The sequence below is a fragment of the Nostoc sp. C96 genome, from assembly GCF_059384975.1.
In genome coordinates this window covers 3421500-3443108 of the sequence record NZ_CM182020.1, presented here as the reverse complement: position 1 = coordinate 3443108, position 21609 = coordinate 3421500, and the positions used below count along the sequence as shown (strand labels likewise).

Genomic DNA, 21609 nt, shown 5'->3' with positions numbered 1-21609 from the left:
GCTAATTAAAGATAAGAAAATTAAATTAATATGTAAGAATGCCTGCTTCTATCCATCTTTCCCATTTTGGGGGGTTGGCATTATGTAGTCGCAACGACTCAGCAATTTGTTGATGCTGCAACTGAATTTGACAAGCGTTATCCAGTGTTTCTTTGACACGAAAATCTGTTGCGTAGGAAGCTTTAAGCTCTCCTAGCATGATGAGGATCTCTACTACAGCAGGTATCTTAGTTGGGCGAAATTTTCCAGAATTGGGATAGATACCTACAGCTTTCAACTGATTAAATGCCTGTTGAAGTTCTTTATCTTTGGGAGATTGCCATTGCCGATCAACTCGATTGTGAGCTTTGATGTCTAGCCTCCATGTTTTGCAACGTTTTGGATTTATCCAGTTTTTAGTCTTAAGAACCAGCAAACACCACAAAACTACTTCTGCTTCACCTGGAGTGGAGTCGGCGTTGTGTAGCCTATCATCTAATAGGTCATCAATGTCATCATTCAGTGGGTTATCGGATTCATCATCCAAAAGGTCATAATTCCAATGCTCCTGCATCCATTTGTCATAGGATGAATCAAACCAGTTCAGTGAAGGAACGTCTCGCTCTTTTTTGTTGTGTTTTTGCCACAGTTGAATATAGGCATCACTTTTTACAGCATAGTGTCCTATTTCATGTAGCACATTCCACCATTCTTCATAACCATCAAAGATTGGGATATTCTCAATCCCAATTTCCTTTCCGAATAATTTCACTTCGGCAACTGTAGGTGTAAGTTTCATAGGTTTTCTTTTATCCACAGGTATTGAGAAAGTTGAATGAAATAGCGTGACACTACATCGAGACTTTTAAATCTACAAATGCACAGAAGCAAATTTCACAAAACATTCGTAAATTCGCTATGGGACTTATATTTAATATTTGAAAAACCTAGGAATTACGTAAAAATTGCCAAGAAGTTGCAAAAAATTATCAAATTATTAATATAAAAGCAAAATCAAAAATTATCTTGATGGAATCCAGCCATTTTCAGAACAAACTCCGATTTCTGCCCTTGGCGGGATACACCAATAATTCTGTCCATCAAATACCAAACCTTCTTTGATGGAATTTAACTCAGAAATTGGGTTCCATTCTTTATTTCCTTCTTCGTCATAATATCGATACTGTTTTCCTCTGACTTCCAGACCTTGATCTGTTCCTCCGAGGATATAAAATCCATCTTTAATAGGAGTAGATGATAATTCGAGCAAAGATGACTCACAAACTGTTCCTTCGCCTTTACAACCTTTTGCTATTTGTCCATTAGATAATAGGCTGTAAATTTTTCCGTCTTTTAAAAGTAGTCCTAAGCCACTGCCATCTTGCAAGATAATAGGATTGGCGAACTTACCATTATATTGAATTGAACTTTCAAATGTACCGTTCAGCTTAACTATGGTGGTTCCGTCAGGTGCGATCGCAATCGATTGACCTGTGCCACTTCCACCTAAAAAATTAAACAAGCGAGTGCCGATAAATGGTGGTTTCTCTGAATCAACAGACAGCACAGTTTGTTGATTATTATTTGTCTTTTTCTCAATTGACCAACGCCAAACTAGCCGTTCTGTATTACTGCGGTCAGCGATCGTTGCCGAAATCGACAAAAGTTCTCCAGCTTGGTTAGTAAATTCAAATAGACAAGCCCCAATTCCTGTCCCCGCACAGTCTTTCACCTCTTTATATCCGAAATCATATAATTCTTTCACAGAGGCATCCCGAAGATTAGGTGCATCACCTTGTAAATTAGGTCGCCAACCTTGTTGAATTACAAGTTCTCGTGCTTGTTGATATGGCATACCTTCTTGGAGAACAGGCTTTTTGACGGGATTGTCAGAATTTTTAGGCTGGGTTGGATTGGCCGCTGTTGATGAGTTTTTGTCTCCTTTGTCTGCAACAGTTTGACTGAGAGCATTAATATTTATACTGTTGCTTTGCTGCACATTGGGAGTTGCAAAACTGGTACATCCACTGGCGATCGCACCTAGTAAACTTGTCACAATAGCTCCAGCAAGCATAAACCCACAGAATTTCATATTTTTTAATATCAGTTATGTACCTTGATAAAAACGCCAAACTTTCAATCTCAGAAATCAATAATTTACTTAGAGTTCAAACTACAGTTGTAAATTGCGTGATTCCTAAAGTACCACTTAATCCTGTCACTTCAATCACTGTATCCGTATTAGCATTAAACCCAGCTATACTATCATTGATAACTACAAAAGCACGGCTACCAAAAGTAAATCGAGCAGCAAAGTTAGAGCCAAAATTAGACATAGTTAATCTAGCTTGAATTCCACTTGTATCAAGACTTGTAACCGAGCCAGCATTTAAAAATCCAGCGCGTGTACTTGCCACTAGAAATAGATCATTACCTGTATTAGCATTGAAATCGGTGATTCTATCAAATTTATTGAGGAGAGAATCAGTTAACTGGCGGTAGTCAAACCTATCTACACCTAAACCTCCAGATAAAGTATCAATCCCAACACCACCAAATAATCTGTCATTACCAGCACCACCACTGAGGATATTGTTACCAGAGTTGCCTGTAATAATGTTATTAGCTGCATTACCAGTACCATTAATTGCTGCTGTGCCTGTCAAAGTCAAATTTTCGATATTTGCTAAAGCAGCGATGCTGAAAGTGACACTAGAAGAAACTGTATCTACACCTGCTCCTGCATTTTCGATAATGGTGTCAGTCGTGGTATCAACAATATAACTATCATTACCTAAACCTCCCGATAAAGTATCAATCCCCGCACCACCAATAAGTCTGTCATTACCAGCACCACCACTGAGGATATTGTTACCAGAGTTGCCTGTAATAATGTTATTAGCTGCATTACCAGTACCATTAATTGCTGCTGTGCCTGTCAAAGTCAAATTTTCGATATTTGGTAAAGCAGCGAGACTAAAAGTGACACTAGAAAAAACTGTATCTACACCTGCTCCTGCATTTTCGATAATAGTGTCAGTCGTGGTATCAACAATATAAGTATCATCGCCTAAACCTCCCGATAAAGTATCAATCCCCGCACCACCAATAAGTCTGTCATTACCAGCACCACCATTGATAATATTGTTATTTAAAGTTCCATACAGAACATAATTTGTTGGATTTCCATAGCTAGACAAAATAAAGTCTGTCGTGTTAACTGCATAATTACCAAAGTCATTAAAATACCTAAAAATTGATGTATTAATTTCATCGAAAAGATAGGTTTTGTAATAACTGAGGTTAAATTGACTTGTCGTGAAATCTATTAAACTCTTTTGATTTAACTGTGCTAGTATCTCTGCCGCAGCAATACCGCCGCGTAAATGCGCCCCGCCTAGAATACCAGATAAAGAAATAGTAGTTTGCTCTGTATATATGATTCGGTTTCCGTTCACATCTCTCTCGAAGTCAGTGCGAGCAGCATTTAATCTGTAATATCTAACTGTTTTAACTCCTTGATTAGCAGAGTTAGATAAATAAGTCTCAATATTGCTGATGCTTCTTGCACTTAATCCAGAATTGATATAGCCATAATTGACAAAAAATGCTTCCCGAATTGCTGTTTCTTGAGCAAATGGATTTGTCTTCCAAGACTCAAAGCTAGTTACTCTATTCTTGCCTGTCCAAGTTCCATTAAAAATTCCATCATAATCATTACCATCACTATTGTAGTAATCTAAGTCTACAAATAAAACTTCTGAAAACTGGTACTTACCTACAGCATTTGTGTTTAAGTTTTGTGCGCTGTACTGGAGTGGATCTCCTGATTGTCTTCCCGATTCTAATGCTCCTAAAGCTTCTAAAAATTGCTCAAAATTTCCCTTTGACATTATAAAACTCCTAATAAATTAACTCAAAAACATATTTAGCGGTTATGGCAAGTAGGTATAGACAAAGATGTATTAGGTGTGGCTGTGAAATTATGAGCCACTAGTGTCACTTGGCCTTGATTATTAAATATCCAGCCAGTAGCAGGAATCAGATTTGGGATATCAACAACTTTTGGTAATTGTGTATGTGTAGCTCTAGATTGATTTATTGACGCTGTCCTATTTCTTAAGCGTGTATCTGACCAAATAACTTCACTACTTAGAGGTTCATTAGGAGTAACAGGAAGTCCACCACGCCCAGTCACTGTAAGTTGACTACCTTGAGAACTATTAACAGCAGCACAGCTTTGCTCAATTAGTTGAGAGGGATCGATAATATTTGTTGATAAAACTAAAACACTACGCGTAGGATCAACATCAGGGGTATTAATATTCACTACTCCATTAATCCCAAATTGGGAACTTGCTGTAATATCACTTGCTGGAGTATTAAAAGGTCGGCTCTGAATTCCAAATAAGTTTTGCGCTGTAATATCAATTCTTCCTCCACTGCCTGTAAAAGCATTAGCAGTAATGTCAGTATTTTCTGAAGGGATAGCGACAACAAAACCATTTGGGATATTGATTTTGATATTTCCACCATTACCACCGGATGCGTTTGTACCTGCTGTGGTAGAAATTGTACTGCCACGACGTAAGAATAATAAATTAGCAATACTTAAGTTGATATCACCACCATTGCCAGATAAAGTCTGGGCTGTAATCTTACCGCCATCTAACCGGACTAAACCGGCTGTGACATCTATATTTCCTGCCTCTGCTAAATTTCCAGTACTACTCACGGAAACTTGCGACCCATTTTGAACACGTAAAGTATCAGATGCCTTGATAATGACATTTCCACCCTTGCCAGTTGCTAAAGTGGCTGCGGATATTTCTGCACCATCCAAAATACGTAATTCAGGAGTTGTAATTCTTATTGCTCCGGCATTGCCTGTACCTTGAGTTTGACTAAACAAACCACTGGCAAATCTTTGATCTGATGATCTTCCAATCAACTCTACTGTTTTGGTAGCATTTACAGTCAAGTTACCACCTTGACCTGTACCCAAAGTACCAGCTGATACTTGTGCGCCATCAAAAACTTGAAGTATGGGAGTGTTAATTGTTAAGTCTCCTGAACTGCCTGTAGCTTGACGTTCAGCTTGAGCAAACAACCCACTGGCAAATTGACCATCTTGGGAACGACCGATGAGTTGGGTTGATTCGGTGGCATTTACAGTCAAGTTACCACCTTTACCTGCACTCAAAGTACCTGCGGAGACTTGTGCGCCATCCAATATCCGCAGTATGGGAGTGGTAATGATGATGTTGCCAGCGTTTCCTGAGCCTTGGGTTTGAGCAAACAACCCACTGGCAAATTGACCATCTTGGGAACGACCGATGAGTTGGGTTGATTCGGTGGCATTTACAGTCAAGTTACCACCTTTACCTGCACTCAAAGTACCTGCGGAGACTTGTGCGCCATCCAATATCCGCAGTATGGGAGTGGTAATGATGATGTTGCCAGCGTTTCCTGAGCCTTGGGTTTGAGCAAACAACCCACTGGCAAATTGACCATCTTGAGAACGACCGATGAGTTGGGTTGATTCGGTGGCGTTTACAGTCAAGTTACCACCTTTACCTGCACTCAAAGTACCTGCGGAGACTTGTGCGCCATCCAATATCCGCAGTATGGGAGTGGTAATGATGATGTTGCCAGCGTTTCCTGAGCCTTGGGTTTGAGCAAACAACCCACTGGCAAATTGACCATCTTGTGAACGACCAATGAGTTGGGTTGATTCGGTGGCGTTCACTGTCAAATTACCACCTTTACCTGCACCTAAAGTACTTACGGAAATTTGTCCGCCATCCAATATCCGCAGTATGGGAGTGGTAATAGTTAAATTACCTGTGTCGCCTAAGCCTTGAGCTTGAGTCAGTAAGCGACTATCTCTGCCTACCAATTCTACTGATTTAGTAGCATTGACTGTTAAGTTTCCACCGTCACCTGCGCCCAAAGAATTGACTGATATCTGTCCTCTATTTTGAATCAATAAATTACCACTATGAATTGTCAAATTTCCACTATCACCTGCATTTGCGGCGGTACTTTCTGTTTGTGTAAACAAACGGCTCCCACTACCAGTTACTTGCAATAATTGGGAAGCATTAATATTTAAATTCCCGCTTTTGCGAACTCCTGTTGTGGAAGACACAACCTCTGCCCCATCTTGGAGAAGTAATATAGGGCTGGTGATGGTTAAATCTCCAGATATAGCAGTACCTTCATTGAGAGTAAATAAGCGATTGTTACTCCCAATTAATTGCACTGATTCTGAAGCATTGACTGTCAAACCTTCACCAATACCATTGCCAAAAATCCCGACTTGAACCAACGAACCATCAGTCAGCGAAATGTTAGCGCCTTGTAGGTGAATACTGCCGCCTAGACTGCCTATTGTTGTGGCAGTAGCTTGCCGCAGATTAATATTCTGAAAGTCGTTTACACCTTCATAGTTGAGGATGTAACCTATAGATGTTGGTGTCAGGTTCACCACACTATTACTACCAACACTTCCCAGTTCAATTCGTCCATTAGGTGCTGTTACCACACCTCCTGTTAGGGTTAAATCACCACCTACAAGTGCCAACGTTGTATTTGCCTGCACTTGTAAACCTATCAACTGATTGAGGCTATCAGTAGTTCTAGACTGATTCTCAATTCTTCCTGGATTTGTACCAAACTGTAAACCAATAGGCTGGTTGATAGTTAATAAAGCATTAGCATCAGGATTTGTCGCACTAAATTCTATTCCATCTGCAAATGTCACACTACTAGCAGTACTGGCAATGAAAGAACCACCAATATTTAATCTGGCATTCGGCCCAAAAATAATCCCTTGAGGATTAATTAGAAAGAGGTTTGCTGTACCGTTAGCGCGAATTGTGCCTTGAATGTTAGATGGCATGGAACCTGTCACCCGACTAATGATATTCTGCACTGTTGTAGCGTTGTTGAAAAACGCTTCACTGCCTACTGGTACAGAAAATTCACTAAAGCTATGAAATAAATTTGTGCTTTGTGTGGCTCCACCATCAATCTGAAAATTAGGGCTGTTGTTAGTTACTTGGGTTCTTTGATTTATGGGTAAGTAGACATCAGCTTTGATTTGTTGAGCTAACGTGTAGGGCATACGCGTATAAGCAATAGCGGCCAACAAACTTAAGTTACTTGCCAGCTTCAGCCACATTATGTACCCCCACCTCAAAAATTGAGCTACTGTTTAGTATCGGCTTTTTTGCTTTAAACTTTGACGATCATACTATTTTTTGCCTGATCAAGTTACTTGCTTTTACTGTTAGTGGCACAGTTGAGTCACCTAACTCTTACACTCAGTAGACCGAAAAGTTCTGCGATCGCTCTTTTGTGAATACCTGCCCAAGTGTTTTTTCTCTAAAATCTGAACATACTTGCGCTGCACCACCAATAGATAAAGCCAGCGATAATAGTAGCGCTGCACAATATGAAACGCATCAAGTTATTTCGCGGCATTTGCTGGTTATTTTCGTACAGTATCAATCTACGCCATTATAATGCTCAAAATGAGTGTAGCAATACTCGTTAAATGTGCAGTGAGTTATAGTATTTCACGAAAAAAATGATACAAATTTATCAGTTTTCCATTCTTTCCCCTTGCTCCCTGCGGTCTATTTGTATCAAAAATTAAAGTGAAACAGTATTAGTAATAGACTGGGTTGTCCAAGTAGGGACTTGGCAGCGTGGCCCTTGTGGATTATTTTGTGCATTTTTATGCGACTTTTTTAAATTGAAAAAGAAAATTATTTAGCATATTTTAGCCACAAACTTGGGATAAATTATGACTGATATTATGCTATGAAAGTATAAAAAATAGTGTGATGCGTTATAGCTTCAGCCTAACGCACCACACTAGCGATTTACTAAAAACTAGATTAAGTCTAAAAACAATGCAAATCGGTGTTAATCATACAACCAAGTATTAGCAGCGAAATCATCTTTAGTTTCTGCTGGCATATCGGGGAGTATGTCTGGTGAGCGATGAGATTTTCTATAATCAACTGGATTGTAATATTCCTTCTTCTGGGGGACAATACTTGCCTTTGGTTGTTGTAGAGCTTTATTTTCTTCGATTAACTTAGAATTAGCTTCGGCAAGTTGCAGTGCTGTTTTTTTCGTTTCATCAAGCTCTTGTGTGAGGTGTTCTATTGATAGTTTTTGTTCAGATAAAGCTGATTGTAATTCTTTAATCTGCTTTTGCAGAGCTTTTTCTGTGGCCTGATTTTTTTCTAAAGTTGTTTGTAAGTCTTTAATAGTAGCTTCTAAATCTGCTTTTGTAGAAGTATTCCGTTTAGCAGTTGCTGACTCAGCTATTTCTGCATCTGCGGCTGCTGTTTGTTCTTCTGTAACTTCCACAGCCGGGACTTCGATTGCACCTTCATCAACTGCACTATTAGGTGTTAATTTTTGTGCTTCTGCTTGAATTAAGTCAGAGAGATTTTGTTTCCTAGCCATTATTTTCTCCAATCACGCTGTAGTTCATCAGCCACGCGGCGGTAGTCTGATTCCGCCTCCCAAGCATTCTTGCCTCGCCATTGATTGATTGCGACACCCTCTAATGCGGCTCGTTCGTGGGCTTTATAGGTACGGATGAAGCCTTTACAAACAGGGATACCTAGCTTTACGAGAGTGTTTTGCGCTTCCATAGCTTCACCAATACTCCGCGCATCGACTTTAGTTAAGAGTACACGATGAGGAACTCCTGTGGGGACGACAGCTGATTTTACTGTTTCAATGAGAACAGCTAAATCCATTGCTGCTGGGGGTGTAGGTAAAACTATATAATCTGCGATCGCTACTACTGTTGCCAATGCTTCAGAGTGCAGCGCCGGAGGCGTATCCACTACTACTAAATCGTAACCTTTTATTTTACGTAAATTTCCTAAAAGTTGAGGATCTGTCTCTTGAGATAAATCAAAGCCCATTCCTTGCTCATTGCGCCCAAACCACCAACTGGCAGAACCTTGAATATCTGCATCTACTACTAGCACTTTTCTTTGCTTGGCAAACTGTGCAGCTAAATTGATAGAGGTAGTCGTTTTGCCGACTCCTCCTTTACCGTTGAGGATAGCGACGATTTTTGGCACTGCTTATGCTTACTTCCGATCCTGCCATACAAGAATATACCGCTTTGTGTGTCCCGCAGTAGCAGAAAAACTCGCCAAAATAAAAATAGTCTTGATAAATGCAAATGCTGGCAAAATATTATGACAGTAACGAAAAGTTTGCCTGATGGGCCAAGAATCCCGTACTGGCTACGAATCATTAAGTTTATTTTTCGGCCGATAGAGTATGTTGAAGATTTTGCCAAAGTTTATGGTGACAACTTTACGGTTTGGCGTAAAGGCGATAATCATTTGGTGTATTTCAGTCATCCCCAAGCATTAGAGCAGATTTTTACTACTGATGCTAGTCACTTTGCGACTGGTGGTGGAGGAGGCGTTTTAAAATATTTGCTTGGTGAGAATTCCTTGATTTTACTAGATGGCGATCGCCACCAACGCCAACGCCAATTACTCACACCGCCTTTTCATGGTGAGAGAATGCGGGCTTACGGTCAAGCTATCCAGGAAATCACTCAACAAGTTAGCAATGAGTGGGTGATAGGTAAACCCTTTAACATCCGCGCTTCTATGCAGGAAATTACCTTGCGTGTGATTTTGCGCGTGGTGTTTGGTGTGGATGAAGGAAGCAAGTTTCAACAACTGCGCCAATTACTCAGTTCTGTCTTAGACCTCATCAGTTCTTCCCGAATGTCCGCCGCCTTATTTTTTCAGGTTATGCAACGCGATTGGGGTAAATGGAGTCCTTGGGGAAGGTTTTTAAGCCAACTGCAACAAATTGATCAACTAATTGACTCATTGATTCAAGAACGTCGTGCCGAATCTGGGCAGAATCGTCAAGATATCCTCAGTTTATTGATTTCGGCTCGTTATGATGATGGCAAGCCTATGTCAGATGCAGAATTACGCGATGAATTAATGACAATGTTAGTTGCGGGACATGAAACCACTGCTTCTGCATTGACTTGGGCTTTGTACTGGATTGACCGTTTACCAGAAGTCCGCGAAAAATTACTCCAAGAATTGCATACTTTGGGAGTTAACCCCGAACCCAGTATTGTTGCCAAATTACCTTATTTAACAGCAGTTTGCCAAGAAACCTTGCGAATTTACCCAATTGTGATCAATGGCTTCTTTAGAATCGTCAAGTCGCCAATTGAAATTATGGGTTACAAGTTACCTAAAGGAACAGCAGTTGTCCCTAGTATTTATTTAGCGCATCATCGAGAAGCGGTTTACCCACAGCCTAACTTATTTAAACCAGAACGCTTTTTAGAGAGACAATTTTCTCCTTACGAATATTTACCCTTTGGTGGCGGAAACCGTCGTTGTATTGGTTTGGCCTTTGCTCAGTATGAAATGAAAATTGCCCTGGCAACAATTTTGTCTCAGTTTCAAGTATCTTCTGTCAACAAACGCCCTGTGCATCCCGTGCGTCGTGGTTTAACTCTAGCCACACCAGCCGGGATGCAGATGGTAGCGACACCGCAAGTCAAGCAGGTGAATACACCTGTGAAAGTGTAAATTTACTAAGCAACTAGTACCGCTACGCGGAAGTTAAAAGTCAAAAGTCAAAAGTCAAAAAGCTTATATTACAAGCTTTTCACTAACTTGAAATGGTATCTTTATTTCCGCCGCGTTGTACTAGGCATATTGATTTCTCATTTTGCCTAATTGCTTGATCAAATTTTAAGTTGTTGAATTTCTGCTTGCAGATTAGCTCTAGCAGACTGTTCTCCTACCTCAAACATCAGAGGCGTAAAATATATATGCTGTCGTTGCAAAAATTTTTCTAGTACTTGTTTGCGACCTTGAATATATTCAACTTCTGCTACCCAAGCGTATTCTTGACGGATAGCGTGAGCATATTTTTGATAATCCACTGGGTCAGCAGCTAAAATTGCTAAATCAGCATCTAATAAAATGTGACTATCAATATCGTCAATAGCCGCTTGGTGGTGTTTTGTGTTGAGAATGAGACGCTGAACAATTGTGATTTGACTGATAGGAATTGCCAAATTAGTTAATAACTGACAAGCATATTCCGCACTTTTGGCTTCGTTGTCGTTAGCTTGAGGATCATAAACCACATCATGAAACCAAGCTGCAAGTTGTACAGCAGGTAAATTTTGGGTATAGGCTTGCAAAGTCTGAATGTTATTCAGAACATGATGAATATGTTGCAGTGTATGGTAATAACGGCCAGCAGTACAATATGCCGCAACTAATTGAGTAAAAGTTGCGGCAATTTTGAATTGGTCAACGCCAAAAAATTGTAGTGTGTACTGCCAGTGATTAAATAAGATATCTATTTTCTTATTCCCCACTACTTACTTCCTATTTCTTACTGTTAGTTAACTGAGAAGATAGCGCCTCCCAGTTAATTACAGCAGGTTTTGTTCCTTGGCGATCGCACCTGAGTTTAAGTTTGTTAATATTGCGGTTGAGCCTCAGTTGCTGGTGGAGTTTGATTATCAGCTTCTGGCGCAGGGTTCGGTGCTGCTTCAGGACTTGGGGTAGGATTAGCCTGCGGCGGCTGATTATTACTTGTCCCCGCAACTCTAAATTTCGGCATCTTATATATTTTCGCTAAAGCTTCAATCAGCGAAAAATCATAGACACTCAGAGCTTTATCATCGTAGCAATTGGGAGCATCTGGAGATTTTGTCATCATCTCCGGTACAAGACTTGAGAGTGCTTCAGGAACATTAGTAATATTTTCTGTGTATCTCATCTGCTCAGTTGTGATGTGTGCAAAACACAAAGCTCTAATCTGAAGCGCATCTTTTACAGGAATTTTCAGGTAATTCAATTCATCCAAATTTGATTTAAAAATACCAGCTACACCTTCAGTCCAATAGCGCTGACGATATTCTTCATCCTGCAAAGCACCATCTTTTGGAGATACTAATAAATCTTTAACTGCGCTAATAAGTGCGCCATTTGTGCGAGCTAATTGAGTTAAATTCAATAATTCTTTGTTGAGTTTTTCGGGAGTTTGCTCATTTTTAGCCAACAATTTTGAGATTTTCAGCCAAGCACGCTGATTAAAAAGATGAGCTTGTCTGAGGTTTTCATCAGTGATTGAAGGTTGAATTCTGGAATCTGGTGGATTTTTGAGGAAGAAATCAACCATGCTGAGTCGAGCATAGCGAGTCATACCTTCAATATTGTCCAGAGATGCAGCTTTTTTGTAATATTCTTTAGCTTTGACTAAATCTCCTAAATGTTCCGAAGACTCCCCTAAACCAATTTCTACTTTGGCTTTGTCTTCATCACTACTAATGAATTTTTTGGCCTGAAGAAAACTATCTTGAGCTTTCAGCCAGTTAGTATTTTGTAAATATCCTTGTCCTTGAGTAATATAAACTTTTCCCCATGCTGGTAATGATGTCGCCACAGAACCTGTAATAGCTGTCATTCCTGCGGCGATCGCTAAGGCTGTGGGTGCTTGTTTGGTAGGCGGTAACTGTAAGTTTGTAAATAGTTTTTCGAGGGTTTTTCTCCCACCACTGGTTAAGGCTGCTGCGCCACCTGCACCCAAACCGATGACTTGTAATACCGCCGCCATGTTTTGTGATAAGTCGGCTTGTTGAACTTCTTGTCCTTCAACTTTCTGGAAAAATACTTGGCTGCTATAAGCTGTAAAAGCAGCACCAACACCCAGACAAAGTACAGCCAAAGTATTGAGTAACCAGTCACGGCGTGTACCCGGTTCTTCTTCAGAACCAACGATCGCAGGTTTGAGTTCCCACCACCAGCGATTTTGCCGTTTTAAGCTATCCTTCCATTGTCTGATTTGGTTATCTTTGTTCAAATCAAGTCGGTATTGTTTTAATTTGTTGTCTAAAGTAATTAGCTGTCTAGCCAATTTTTCAGGAACAGGTTTATTGCGATACGCTTGTTCTAATGCTTCTTCTACTCCATCACGAGCCAAAAGTGCTTCTAAAAGTTGATCGGAGGACGGTGGTTTACTACTTTCAATGACATCAATTGTTTTTTCGTAACGAGCGATCGCTTCATTTGGCAAAGGAACAGAACGAGTAAAAGACCACCACCAATTCATCTCTGGTGGCTTCAGGTTATTTTTCCATTCATCAACGATATCATCGTTAGCAAAAGACCAAGATTGCGCTTTTAAGCGCTTGTCTAATTCAATAATTTTTTCAGTGAGATGACGCGGTGGTTGTTGTTGCTTAGTCCAAGCTTTCTCTACAGCGTCCCGTGCTAACAACACTTCTAATAATTCTTCTGAAGCCGCTTTTGGTGGAGCTTCCATTTCATCCAGAGCTTCTTGATAACGCTTAATTGCTTGTGCTGGGAGTGGTTCAATGTTACTTAATTCCCACCACCAAGTATTAGATGTAGTTTTACTTAAACTCTTTTTCCAATACTCCAACTTACCATCTCTAGTAATCACATCCGAGAGCGATCGCAACTTTTCATCCAGGTCGATGACAATTTTAGCGACATGTTCTGGTAAAGGTTGATTATCACGAGAAGTTTCAATGGCATCGCGTGCCAGTAATACTTCTAAAATTTGTTCTTGAGTAGGATGGGGAAGCGCTGCTGATAATGCAGAGATAGCTTGTTGATAGCGTTTTGCTACCTGGGTAGGTGACATAGCTAACGGATATTTTAAATGCCACCACCACATATTTGGAGGAGCATTGAGACTATCTTTCCATTGTGCTAGTTCATCATCCTCGCTGAGAACTTTTACTTGTGCTTTGAGACGCTCATCTAAACTCAATAATCTGGCATAAGTAATACCAGTGGGGTTTTGATCCATTTGCCTTTTCTTCTCTACCCCATCACGCGCTACTAACACAGCCACTTTTTGGTCAAATGTTGCTTGTATCGGTGATTCTTCTAAGGCAATTAGAGCGTCTTCATAAACATCAATTGCTATATCTAGTTGTGATTTTGAAGATACAGCAGGCTGTCCATTTGTATGAACCATTCTTGGAATATTCCTTGGCTAATCTATATTTGTATGAGCGATTTTATGTTTTTATATACTTTGCATTTTCTAGCATTTATCTGCTTACTCAAAAGTATCTATATTCAAAAAAATCATAAATATTAGTGCCAACGCAATGATGACACTAATATCTATATCTGCCACAGTAAATGCTTGACCTTTTATTTTTTAGAACGCTGCCAAAATCAAAATAGAGAGGACTCACCTCTCAAGTTATCTGCTACAGAATACTAGTTATTTAACAGCCTTGAGACATTAACGCATACCAAGTATTAGGGCCAACAATCCCATCAGGGTTCAAACCCTGTGTCATTTGAAAGTGTCGGACAGCATTTTCTGTTATCGGGCCAAATGCACCATCAGCACTTAGAGAATATCCCAATGCTTGCAAAGTTTGCTGCACCATATATACATCTTGGGTTTCACAGCCTTGTTGCAACAAATAACCTGGATAAGACATTTTCTCTCCTATGTTTAAAATGTTAATTTTCTGTCAAACTTTTATAGTTAATGATGTTATTTAAATCCCTTTACATGAGATTTAAAAATTCTTTATTAATCATAATTATTTGACTGATTACCACTTCCAAACAAGCCTATCAAATGCGATCAAATTGACTTGATAGAAATTTGATATTGTGAATTAATTTGGAATTGCATTTTGAGAAATTAAGTATATTTTTGTTTGCAAATTAGCGAATGTCATCAGTTGAATTACGTAAGAAGTCTAGGTAAGATATATTGCGTTTGATGAAGCTAGACGACGATTTTTGGACTTATGCAAAACTATATGCGGTAGGGGAAAGCAAAAAATGTTGGGGAGGATGGGTAACAATTCAACGGGGTAATAAACATTAATCCTCCCAACAAACTTAAACCCTGGCTCCCAGTCTCAACGGACAACTTTTCTACATCAGCCCAATGATTAATGGTTTTTAAGCTTTGCTAGTATTCTAAAATGACCAAATGCCTTGTTAATGTATAGCTTTCGAGAGGATACTCCATGACTATTTGGGTAAATGAGCAAATTGATCCATCGGGTATGATTTATGCCTGCATTGCCTGTTGTAATGAGTCTCAAGCCAAAGATTGTCATGAGTCCTTTGCAAATAATTTGACTGAGAAACAAAAAGCCGACGGTTGGACAGCAATATTACGGATAGTCGATTCTTGGGATGAAGTACCAGTTAATGCCTTAAAACTCGATTGATGAGTTGAGATGAGGTGTTAGAGACTGGTGAGAGTACCTGATGCAATTAATAACTGCGATATTTTAAGGTTAAAATAATCAGGCTTCTGAGATATCCAACTCTCAGCAGCCGTATTTTGCCTGTCACAGATAACATTTATATATGAATGCTACACAAGAACAATTAAAAATCAAATTTGAGCAGGCAATGGTGGCTGCTTTTGGTGATGAATACGCCACAGTAGACCCTATTTTAGTGCCAGCGGGGAATCCGAAATTTGGTGATTATCAAGCGAATGTAGCCTTATCGATCAGTAAAAAATTAGGACAGCAACCCAGAGCGATCGCCTCTGCTATAGTCGAAAAGTTAGATGTCTCGCAAATCTGCGAACCACCAGAAATTGCTGGCCCCGGTTTTATCAACCTCAGACTCAAAACAGCCTACCTACAAGCACAACTCCAGGCTATTTACCCAGACTCTAGATTAGGCGTTCCCCAAGCAAAAACACCCCAGCGAGAAATTGTCGATTTTTCCAGTCCGAATATTGCCAAAGAAATGCACGTCGGACATTTGCGTTCCACAATTATTGGTGATTCTATCGCCAGAATTCTAGAATTTCGCGGTCATGATGTTTTACGGTTAAACCATGTGGGTGATTGGGGTACGCAATTTGGTATGCTTATTGCTTACCTGCGAGAAGTTTACCCCCAAGCTTTAACTACTGCCAACGCCTTAGATATCGGTGATTTAGTCAGCTTTTATCGCCAAGCTAAACAGCGGTTTGATGCTGATGAAACTTTCCAAGAAACAGCACGCCAAGAAGTTGTGCAATTACAAGCAGGCGCAGCAGATACCCTTCATGCTTGGAAACTGCTGTGTGAACAATCCCGCAAAGAATTTCAAGTTATTTATGATTTGCTAGATATCCATTTAAATGAGCGAGGAGAATCTTTTTACAACCCATTGCTACCCGCCATTGTGGAAGATTTAGCCAAATCCGGCTTACTTGTCGAAGACCAAGGCGCAAAAGTTGTTTTCTTAGAAGGCTATACCAATAGAGAAGGTGAACCTTTACCTTTAATTGTGCAGAAAACTGATGGTGGTTACAACTATGCCACCACAGATTTAGCCGCCTTACGCTACCGCATTCAACAAGATGCAGCCAAACGCATCATTTATGTGACCGATGCAGGACAAAGTAATCACTTTGCTCAATTTTTCCAAGTCGCACGCAAAGCTGGCTGGATTCCAGATGATGTGGAACTAGTGCATGTTCCCTTTGGCTTGGTGTTAGGGGAAGATGGGAAAAGAATCAAAACTCGTGCTGGGGAAAGTGTAAGATTACGAGATTTGCTCGATGAAGCAATTATCCGCGCTCGTACTGATTTAGAACAGAGATTACAAGAAGATAATCGTACTGAAACAGCAGAATTTATTGCTAATGTTGCCCAAGTGATTGGTATTAGTGCAGTTAAGTATGCCGACTTAAGCCAAAACCGCACCAGTAACTACATCTTTAGCTATAACAAAATGCTGGATCTCAAAGGCAATACCGCGCCTTATATGCTTTATGCTTATGCACGGATTCAAGGTATTAGCCGTAAGGGTGGCATTAACTTTGAAGAATTGGGTAATAATGCTCAAGTCATATTAGAGCATGAAACAGAATTTGCCCTAGCAAAGTATTTACTACAATTGGGTGAAGTTGTTAGTAATGTGGAACAAGATTTATTGCCCAATCGTTTATGTGAATATCTGTACGAATTGAGTAAAAAGTTTAATGTATTCTACGATCGCACTCATGGAGTTAGGGTATTGGATGCAGAAGAACCACAGCGCACATCTCGCTTGGTTTTGTGTGATTTAACCGCCAGAACCTTAAAACTGGGATTATCACTGTTGGGAATTCAAGTCTTGGAAAGAATGTAGGTTAAAAAGGGAGTAGGGAGTAGAAAATAAACTTTGTTAATGTTTGGCAGAAAAAAACATTTTCAAAGTGTACATATCAACAGCAGTAATATTTTACCTTCTGCCTTCTACTTTACCTTTACCCAATTTTCAAGATGCAATGTGTAAGCCTACTGTATCATGAAAAAGACCAAGCTGTAGCTATGATGGGGAGGCTGTTTAACATCGGGAGCCATTTATCTGCTCATTCAGGATTCAGGACTCAAAACGCAAAATATCTATGTTAGCAGGCAAAATTTTGCAGGGTGGAAAATATACCCTCACCCAAGAAATCGGACACGGTGGCTTTGGTATTACGTTTAAGGCTACGCATCACTACTTAGGTCAAGATGTAGTGATGAAAACTATTAACGAACGCTTGCGGCAACATCCAGATTTTGCCAAGTTCGAGCGCCAATTCCAAGATGAAGCCAGACGACTAGCTACTTGTATCCATCCCAACATTGTACGGGTCAGCGACTTTTTTATCGAAGAAGGGCTACCTTATATGGTGATGGAATATATTCCTGGTGACACTTTAGGTAATGCTTTTGTCCTACCAGGGATACCCTTACCCGAAGCCACAGCTATTCATTACATCCGCCAAATTGGCGCAGCTTTACAGGTAGTTCACAATAATGGTTTGCTGCACCGCGATATCAAACCAGATAATATTATCCTCCGCCAAGGAACTCAAGAGGTAATATTAATTGATTTTGGGATTGCGCGGGAATTTAATAGTGGTGTCAAACAAACTCACACAGGAATAGTTTCTGAAGGCTACGCACCCATTGAGCAATACCTAACACAAGCACCGCGCACCCCAGCTACAGATGTTTATGGTTTAGCCGCAACCTTGTATGCTTTGTTAACAGCACAGGTTCCTATGCCAGCATTATTGCGCGATCGCGAAAAAATGGCTTCCCCAAAAGAATTACAACCCCACCTAAGTGCAGCAGTCAATCAAGCTGTGATGCGGGGTATGGCGGTTGATTCGCGCTTTCGTCCATCGACTGTGGCAGAATGGTTACAACTATTGCCTGGTAGCGAAAGCAATGGCATAGTTCCAGGCGTAGCAACTAATATAGTCGCCACCGTTGATTTATCATCCCAGCCAAGACGAGGTGTTTTCGGTAAGAAACACAAGCAAGCGCGTCTAAATCCGATTACAGCATTTACCAAACAACTAGCTGGTTTTCAAGCCTTAATTGGTGTGGGTGTAGCCTTAGTTGCAGCTACCGCAGGTTTTGGCATAACTCATCTATTCTCCTCAAATACACAGCCAGAGTCATCTTCCAAACCACTGTTTACTAACCCAATCACCAAAACAGGGGAAAACAATACTAATCCCCAAGGTTCACAGTCATCTGTGGAAGAAGCAACTAACACTAACAAAAATACTCAAAATACGGCTGTTACTGAATCAGCCTATATTCCCAAACGCCGCAGAAATAATCGTCCTGCACCCACGCCAGCAGCAACAACTAGTAGAGAAAATCCTTCCGCAACTAACTCAGAAACCTCATCTCGGCAAAATCCTGAACAAGCTGCTGTTGCGCCTAACACCTCACCTACACCATCACTAGTAGATAAACTGAGAGCTTACCGTTCTTATCGGGAAATTAATCGGGAAGGTTCAGCCAAGCGATCGCCTGATAATACTTCACCAGCTACTAGTAATCAAGCTACCCCAAATCCATCAGGCAAGCGAGCAAATCCTGTAGTGATACCAGTACCACCACCAACCACAGAATCAAAAAGCTCAGATTCTTCGGCTGTCGTTGTCCCAACTATCGAACGTAAGCAAAATTCTTCTAGTGACAATCCATCTTCCAAAGATGAAAAGCCACCAACAGATAGTAATACTAGTAACTAAGTAGTTTAGGGTCTTAACGTAAAAATGCTATCGTCTGGTGATGATGTAGGTGCAGGGATCATGAATGGTAACATCTCTGGTTCAGCCGTAGTAGCAGCGTTGGATGGTTGCAACTGTCCAAAGCGAATGAAAATACCAATCCCCAGACCAAAACAAAAGCAAAAACTAATAAAACCAAACGAAAGTAATTGCATCAATTTTTGGTTTACCATCATGCACTCCTCAAAAGATGGTATTAGTTTACTGCAACAAAACTGAAACGGGGAGATTTTTGGCTAATAGATTAAGGTGGTGAAGAAATCAGTCAATGATTCACCTGGACAACAGAATACTTTTAACGCTGTAACCTGCAACCTATCACCTATTACCTGTCCACTTTTTCCTATTATATATGGGTGTAAGGTTGTAAAAAATTAATTAGATTGATGGTGGATAGATATGTTAAAAGGTGATGGTTTTGTATTTCTCACCAAACAAGAGTATGTCTTTAATGTTTTGATGTTAAATGCTGCTCTTAATTCAATGGCTGAAATTTCGGGAACGCCAGTTGAACAAATATTTAACTACATTCGAGAAATGACAAGTGAACAGTATCAGCAACTCACTGTCGAACAAATTGAGCAAATAATTGCTGTGAATGAAGAAAAACGAGAATAATTTAATCAATTATCTGGGTAAATATTAATTAGGGTATGTGATGGCTACGTCTAGCTTTGAGCATTCGGAAGTATCATCAATAGCCGTAACGCGCCATATTTTTGGGTGCATTGCAGCAGCAAACGCTACTTGAGAGTAATCAACGGAGAGGGGGGGATTTGAACCCCCGAAGAACTTACATCCTTAACGCATTTCGAGTGCGCCGCATTCAACCACTCTGCCACCTCTCCAGATATTGAGAAATGCGAATATGTTCCTAAGTCATGATAACATCCCGATACAAAGAGCGATCGCTTGTGCTGAAAATCAGCATCAGACGATGATGATTTAAAATTTACGTGAAACTTCAGCGTTAAGCAAAACGTCAGTGTTTCAGCCATCACTTATCCCAAGCTATTCCAGATTGTAGAGGTTATCGCTGGAGAAAGTACTTGAGATAATGAGTATACAATCGGAAATCCTGAACCCCAAATTTCTATGAAGCCCTGCAATCAACTGCTAACATCACAAATACGACGCTTTGGTCTAGCCTTGGTATTACCAACCGCACTCTTGGGTGCGTTGACATTTCCTAGCCAAACGCAAACAGCAACGGCTCAATCTGCTGCGGGTAATCGCCCTTTAACCATCCGTTCTGATATCCAAGAATATGACGCTAAAAGTCAAATTATTACAGCGCGTGGTAATGTGCAAATGTTGTATCCAGCGCGGCAAATCCAAGCAACTTCGGCTCAAGCACAATATTTTAGCAAAGAACGCCGCATAGATTTCAGTGGCAATGTCTATATTTTGCAACAAGGCGGCAATAGTATTCGCGCCGAGAAAGTGACATATTTAATTGATGAAGGAAGGTTTGTGGCTTTACCCCAAGGCAATCGCCAAGTAGAGTCAATTTATATGGTGGAAGACTCAGAACTAGGCGGACAAAACACTACACCAGCCCCCAAAACACCAAATCTCAAGCCTGCCAATTAATATTTAAGTAGAACTGCTGAGAATAATCTTCTAGCTTATCCTCACAATCATAATTATGCAGGTCAACTTACTTAGTATCAATAAACGCAGATAGTGAAAATTGTTTTAGAGAATATTCACAAATCTTACGGCAAGAGAGCCATTGTCAATCGTGTCAATCTTTCCGTTATTCAAGGCGAGGTCGTTGGTTTATTAGGCCCAAATGGCGCTGGTAAAACCACGACCTTTTACATTGCGACAGGTTTAGAAAGACCAAATCAAGGGCGCGTTTGGCTAGACACTCAGGATATTACTGGTATAGCAATGCACAAAAGGGCGCGTTTGGGTATTGGCTATCTAGCGCAGGAAGCTAGTATATTTCGCCAACTGAGTGTGCAAGATAATATCCTCTTGGTTTTAGAACAAACAAATGTCCCCAAACGGGAGTGGTCGAAGCGATTAAATACTTTGCTGCGGGAGTTTCGGTTAGAAAAAGTAGCGCACAGCAAAGGAATTCAACTTTCTGGTGGTGAAAGACGGCGGACGGAATTAGCCAGAGCTTTAGCGGCTGGACAAGAAGGGCCAAAATTCCTACTGTTAGATGAACCATTTGCAGGGGTTGATCCTATCGCTGTGGCGGAAATTCAAGAAATTGTGGCAAAACTACGCGATCGCGGTATGGGAATCTTAATTACAGATCATAATGTGCGTGAAACTCTCGCCATTACTGACCGCGCCTATATTATGCGTGAAGGACAAATTCTCGCGGCTGGCACATCAGACGAACTTTACAGCAATCCTCTAGTAAGGCAATACTATTTAGGTGATAATTTTCACATTTAAATATTTAAATTCATAAATTACGAATTAACCAGGGTTGACCAATCAAATTTTGTTTGCTTATGATTGCTACAAATCAAAAGTCTT

17 protein-coding genes and 1 tRNA gene are annotated in these 21609 nt (G+C 40.3%); 7 read left to right on the top strand and 11 right to left on the bottom strand.

Translation table 11 applies throughout. From position 1 onward, the window contains the following. Window positions 1–25: 25 nt before the first annotated feature. From AC504W_RS14600 to AC504W_RS14575, 6 genes are all read right to left on the bottom strand, one after another. On the bottom strand, window positions 26–778 hold the full coding sequence (locus tag AC504W_RS14600; RefSeq protein WP_494873055.1) for a hypothetical protein: 753 nt from the start codon (window positions 776–778) through the stop codon (window positions 26–28). 222 nt (window positions 779–1000) lie between these two features. Next, complete coding sequence (locus AC504W_RS14595; protein ID WP_494873054.1) at window positions 1001–2035, bottom strand: hypothetical protein; 1035 nt, start codon at window positions 2033–2035, stop codon at window positions 1001–1003. Window positions 2036–2147: 112 nt separating this feature from the next. Continuing rightward, the gene (locus tag AC504W_RS14590) at window positions 2148–3872 is read right to left on the bottom strand and encodes a bluetail domain-containing putative surface protein (RefSeq protein WP_494873053.1); all 1725 of its coding nucleotides are present in this window, start codon (window positions 3870–3872) and stop codon (window positions 2148–2150) included. Between the two features lie 35 nt (window positions 3873–3907). After that, complete coding sequence (locus AC504W_RS14585; protein WP_494873052.1) at window positions 3908–7165, bottom strand: two-partner secretion domain-containing protein; 3258 nt, start codon at window positions 7163–7165, stop codon at window positions 3908–3910. Window positions 7166–7914: 749 nt separating this feature from the next. After that, on the bottom strand, window positions 7915–8466 hold the full coding sequence (locus tag AC504W_RS14580) for a hypothetical protein (RefSeq protein WP_494873051.1): 552 nt from the start codon (window positions 8464–8466) through the stop codon (window positions 7915–7917). Next, window positions 8466–9098, bottom strand: coding sequence for a ParA family protein (locus AC504W_RS14575; protein WP_096577371.1), 633 nt, complete (start codon window positions 9096–9098; stop codon window positions 8466–8468). The genes AC504W_RS14580 and AC504W_RS14575 overlap by 1 nt, the downstream gene beginning before the upstream one ends. A gap of 120 nt (window positions 9099–9218) precedes the next feature. Between AC504W_RS14575 and AC504W_RS14570 the strand changes: the two genes are divergently transcribed. Then, on the top strand, window positions 9219–10598 hold the full coding sequence (locus AC504W_RS14570; protein ID WP_494873050.1) for a cytochrome P450: 1380 nt from the start codon (window positions 9219–9221) through the stop codon (window positions 10596–10598). A gap of 158 nt (window positions 10599–10756) precedes the next feature. Here AC504W_RS14570 and AC504W_RS14565 read toward each other — a convergent pair whose 3' ends face one another. From AC504W_RS14565 to AC504W_RS14555, 3 genes are all read right to left on the bottom strand, one after another. Then, a complete protein-coding gene (locus AC504W_RS14565; protein ID WP_494873049.1) occupies window positions 10757–11401 on the bottom strand; it encodes an HD domain-containing protein in 645 nt (214 codons plus the stop codon). 104 nt (window positions 11402–11505) lie between these two features. Then, window positions 11506–14037, bottom strand: coding sequence for a hypothetical protein (locus AC504W_RS14560; protein ID WP_494873048.1), 2532 nt, complete (start codon window positions 14035–14037; stop codon window positions 11506–11508). Between the two features lie 259 nt (window positions 14038–14296). Continuing rightward, window positions 14297–14518 carry a peptidoglycan-binding domain-containing protein gene (locus AC504W_RS14555; protein WP_103126141.1) on the bottom strand — a complete coding sequence of 74 codons (222 nt, stop codon included), beginning with the start codon at window positions 14516–14518 and terminating at the stop codon, window positions 14297–14299. A 543-nt stretch (window positions 14519–15061) separates the two neighbouring features. On the opposite strand from AC504W_RS14555, the gene AC504W_RS14550 reads away from it, so the two are divergent. The 3 genes from AC504W_RS14550 (at window position 15062) to AC504W_RS14540 (ending at window position 19071) form a co-directional block, all read left to right on the top strand. Next, entirely contained in the window at window positions 15062–15268 is a 207-nt protein-coding gene (locus AC504W_RS14550) for a glycogen debranching protein (protein ID WP_096577364.1), read from the top strand. 142 nt (window positions 15269–15410) lie between these two features. Beyond that, the gene (gene argS, locus AC504W_RS14545; RefSeq protein ID WP_494873047.1) at window positions 15411–17177 is read left to right on the top strand and encodes an arginine--tRNA ligase; all 1767 of its coding nucleotides are present in this window, start codon (window positions 15411–15413) and stop codon (window positions 17175–17177) included. Window positions 17178–17436: 259 nt separating this feature from the next. Further along, window positions 17437–19071 (top strand): serine/threonine protein kinase, encoded by a 1635-nt coding sequence (locus AC504W_RS14540; protein ID WP_494873046.1) that lies wholly within the window; start codon window positions 17437–17439, stop codon window positions 19069–19071. Window positions 19072–19076: 5 nt separating this feature from the next. On the opposite strand, the gene AC504W_RS14535 is transcribed toward AC504W_RS14540, so the two are convergent. Beyond that, window positions 19077–19283 carry a capsule biosynthesis protein gene (locus AC504W_RS14535; RefSeq protein ID WP_096577358.1) on the bottom strand — a complete coding sequence of 69 codons (207 nt, stop codon included), beginning with the start codon at window positions 19281–19283 and terminating at the stop codon, window positions 19077–19079. Window positions 19284–19509: 226 nt separating this feature from the next. Between AC504W_RS14535 and AC504W_RS14530 the strand changes: the two genes are divergently transcribed. Continuing rightward, window positions 19510–19728, top strand: coding sequence for a hypothetical protein (locus AC504W_RS14530; protein WP_096577356.1), 219 nt, complete (start codon window positions 19510–19512; stop codon window positions 19726–19728). Between the two features lie 143 nt (window positions 19729–19871). On the opposite strand, the gene AC504W_RS14525 is transcribed toward AC504W_RS14530, so the two are convergent. Continuing rightward, window positions 19872–19958 (bottom strand) — tRNA-Ser (locus tag AC504W_RS14525). Window positions 19959–20205: 247 nt separating this feature from the next. Between AC504W_RS14525 and AC504W_RS14520 the strand changes: the two genes are divergently transcribed. Continuing rightward, on the top strand, window positions 20206–20703 hold the full coding sequence (locus AC504W_RS14520) for an LptA/OstA family protein (RefSeq protein WP_494873044.1): 498 nt from the start codon (window positions 20206–20208) through the stop codon (window positions 20701–20703). A 93-nt stretch (window positions 20704–20796) separates the two neighbouring features. Beyond that, a complete protein-coding gene (lptB, locus tag AC504W_RS14515; RefSeq protein ID WP_494873043.1) occupies window positions 20797–21525 on the top strand; it encodes an LPS export ABC transporter ATP-binding protein in 729 nt (242 codons plus the stop codon). Window positions 21526–21609 lie beyond the last annotated feature (84 nt).